Raw genomic sequence first — 2,904 nt, 5'->3', positions numbered from 1 at the left:
GCTCCAAGGGACGGAGGTCGGACTGGAGGCGGGCGAAGGCGCCGACCACCGGTTCCAGGACGGCATCCCGATGCTGATCGCTCGCGACGCGCAACTGCACCAGCGCGCTCGCGGCGGCCTCGATCGCGAGGTTGCGCGCCGCCCGATCGTCGAGTCGGTCGGAGCGCAGGATCGCGAGAAGCGACTCCAGGGTCACGGCATGTCGATCGCCGAGTTCCGAGAGCGCCCGCGCACCCTCCTGCTGCGCGCGTCGGAGAGCGGGGGAGTCGATCGTCGGAGTCGCATCGATGATGGTCACCTACCCATCATGCCCCACCCATCCTTTCGGGTAGGAGGAACCATGCGATCAGGCGGGGGCGACGACCCGGGCACGGGCGCACGATGGAGGAATGGACGTGATGGAGGTGGGCCTCGGGCATTCCCTCGGGCTCGTGTCGACAGAGGTCAGTGCCGTACTCGAATCGGTGATACGCACCGACCCCGTCGCCCTCGGACGAGTGGCTGATCTGGTGGCCGAGGCTCCGAGGGTCTTCGTTCTCGGAGCGGGACGCTCGGGTCTCGCACTGCAGATGACCGCGATGCGGCTGATGCACCTGGGGCTCGATGTCCACGTGGTGGGGGAGACGACGACACCGGCGATCTCGCGAGACGACCTCCTTCTCGTCGCGAGCGGTTCGGGAACCACCTCCGGCATCGTGCGTGCGGCGCAGACCGCCGTGGGCGTCGGCGCGAAGGTCGCGACGATCACCACCGACGGATCCTCACCGCTCGCCGCGCTGTCGGGGGCGGCGAGCATCGTCGTGCCGGCGGCGGGCAAGCTCGATCGCTCGGGTGCGGCCTCGGCCCAGTACGCGGGCAGCCTCTTCGAGCAGGCCGTCGTGCTGATCGGCGACGCGCTGTTCCACGCGCTCTGGGCCCGGAGCGGCCAGGACGCCGACGATCTCTGGCCTCGTCACTCGAACCTCGAATGACCGCGGTGACCTGTTCACCGCAGCCACGACGTAGATGACCGCAGTAACGAAAGGAACATGATGAAGCTGCAATTCGCAATGGACACGCTCACGACGGAGGCGGCTCTCGCGCTGGCCGAGGCGGCCGCCCCGCACGTCGACATTCTCGAACTCGGCACACCGCTGATCAAGAGCGCGGGGCTCAGCGCCGTCACGGCGATCAAGAAGGCGCACCCTGACAAGATCGTCTTCGCAGACCTCAAGACCATGGACGCCGGCGAGCTCGAGGCCGACATCGCATTCACGGCCGGCGCAGACCTCGTCACCGTTCTCGGCACCGCGGGCGACAGCACCATCGCGGGGGCCGTCAAGGCGGCGAAGGCGCACGGCAAGGGGATCGTCGTCGACCTCATCGGCGTGAAGGACAAGCCCGCACGGGCGAAGGAGGTCGTCGAACTGGGCGCCGAATTCGTCGAGATGCACGCGGGCCTCGACGAGCAGGCTGAGGAGGGTTTCACGTTCGACACGCTGCTGCGTGACGGCGAGGCCTCTGGAGTGCCGTTCTCGGTCGCAGGCGGGGTGAACGCCGCGAGCATCGGCTCGGTGCAGAAGTCCGGTGCGCAGATCGCCGTCGCCGGAAGCGCGATCTACAGCGCCCCCGATGTCGGAGCCGCCGCGGCCGAGCTGCGCGCAGCCATCAGCTGACGGCACTCGAACTCGTCTCACGCAGAAGGACCCTGCCCGGGTGGGCGGGGTCCTTCTTCGCGTACAGCTCGGGCTCGAGGCCGCTATGCGTCACCAGTAAGGCAGGGACCTGATGGCCGGTATCGCACCGGAGAGAAAGAAGAGGGACCATCCGTCGGGATGGTCCCTCTTCTGTACGTGGTGGGTTGTACGCGGAAGGTGTTTTGCCGCGTGATTCCGGGGGAATAGGCCTGGCTCGCGGACGTCGATCCTCCACAAGCTCCGTCGTAATCCTCCAGCGCCGCAATGCTTGTGCGGCGACGACTCCCGAATCCGGTCCGGTCGATGCGCTTAGCGTGGTTGTTGCCGGAATGCTAAGGGAAGTTCGGTCCCGTATGCGTCACCCGATACTCCATCGTCGGCGACTTGAGGTCTTTCACCAGGCCCATCAAGTCCGGGTAGATTGTCGCCGTTGAGAGGCCTGCCGTCTCCTCCAGGTAGTAGCGAAGCATCGGCTTGAAGCTCGGGGGGATGTGGATGGTGATGAACGGCACGAAGCGGCGAAGGTCCTTGGGGATTGCGGCGTGCTGTGACGGGCGTCGGTCGTAGGGGACCGGCACGCCGAGGAATGACGTGGCGTTGGCGATCTCTGTGGTGTTCCACTGCTCACCGAAGTACTCGGAGTACAGGTCCGCAACAGGCGTCGTGACGATGCTGGATGCCCCGATGAGGAACCCCGCGCGCTGCGCCCGCATGCGGTCGTTCCCGGCCGCCGGCGGGAACCACGGCCACATCGAGGTGCCTGTTCCCCAGTCGAGCTTTCGGCGGAGGTCTTCCGAATCCCATTCGTGCCAGAACGGCGTTGCATCTTCCGTCGGGAAGTCAGGGGCCGACTTCTTGAGGGCCCATACGACGACGCGTGCGGCCTTCGACTCGAGCTTTGGGCCGGGCTCGACAGCAAACCAGCTGGCGACGTTCGGGTCGACGCTGACGTCCAGCAGACGCGTCGGCGCACCGTTGTGCTGCAGAAGCGACAGGAAGCTCATCGCAGGTGTCGTCGGAATGCCCCACTGGGATGCGACGGCGAATGCACGTTGCTCGTAATCGACGAGCTGCTCCTCGGATCCATCGCTGCCCTCCATCTCGACGAGATGACGGTGCAGGGAACTCTGCACGGGCCATGCGGCATTCTGCTGTCCACGCCAGACGAGGCGCCGGCCACTGTAGTTGCTCTGTATCGTCGCGATGACATTCAGGAACTGGTCGATGC

At 66.3% G+C, this 2,904-nt stretch carries 3 protein-coding genes and 1 pseudogene; 2 read left to right on the top strand and 2 right to left on the bottom strand.

Going from position 1 to position 2,904, the window contains the following annotated elements:
* Positions 1–298 (bottom strand): annotated as a pseudogene (locus J7E68_RS16835) (helix-turn-helix transcriptional regulator); the annotation flags it as partial.
* Positions 299–389: 91 nt separating this feature from the next.
* Here J7E68_RS16835 and hxlB point away from each other — a divergent pair.
* On the top strand, positions 390–971 hold the full coding sequence (gene hxlB, locus J7E68_RS16830) for a 6-phospho-3-hexuloisomerase (RefSeq protein ID WP_251049092.1): 582 nt from the start codon (positions 390–392) through the stop codon (positions 969–971).
* Between the two features lie 60 nt (positions 972–1,031).
* Entirely contained in the window at positions 1,032–1,655 is a 624-nt protein-coding gene (gene hxlA, locus J7E68_RS16825) for a 3-hexulose-6-phosphate synthase (protein ID WP_215174519.1), read from the top strand.
* A gap of 353 nt (positions 1,656–2,008) precedes the next feature.
* On the opposite strand, the gene J7E68_RS16820 is transcribed toward hxlA, so the two are convergent.
* A partial coding sequence (locus J7E68_RS16820) for an FRG domain-containing protein (protein WP_215174518.1) occupies positions 2,009–2,904 on the bottom strand: 896 nt, incomplete at its 5' end.

The sequence above is a fragment of the Microbacterium sp. ISL-103 genome, assembly GCF_018613995.1.
Classification (GTDB): domain Bacteria; phylum Actinomycetota; class Actinomycetes; order Actinomycetales; family Microbacteriaceae; genus Microbacterium.
This window is presented reverse-complemented; position numbering and strand designations above follow the sequence as displayed.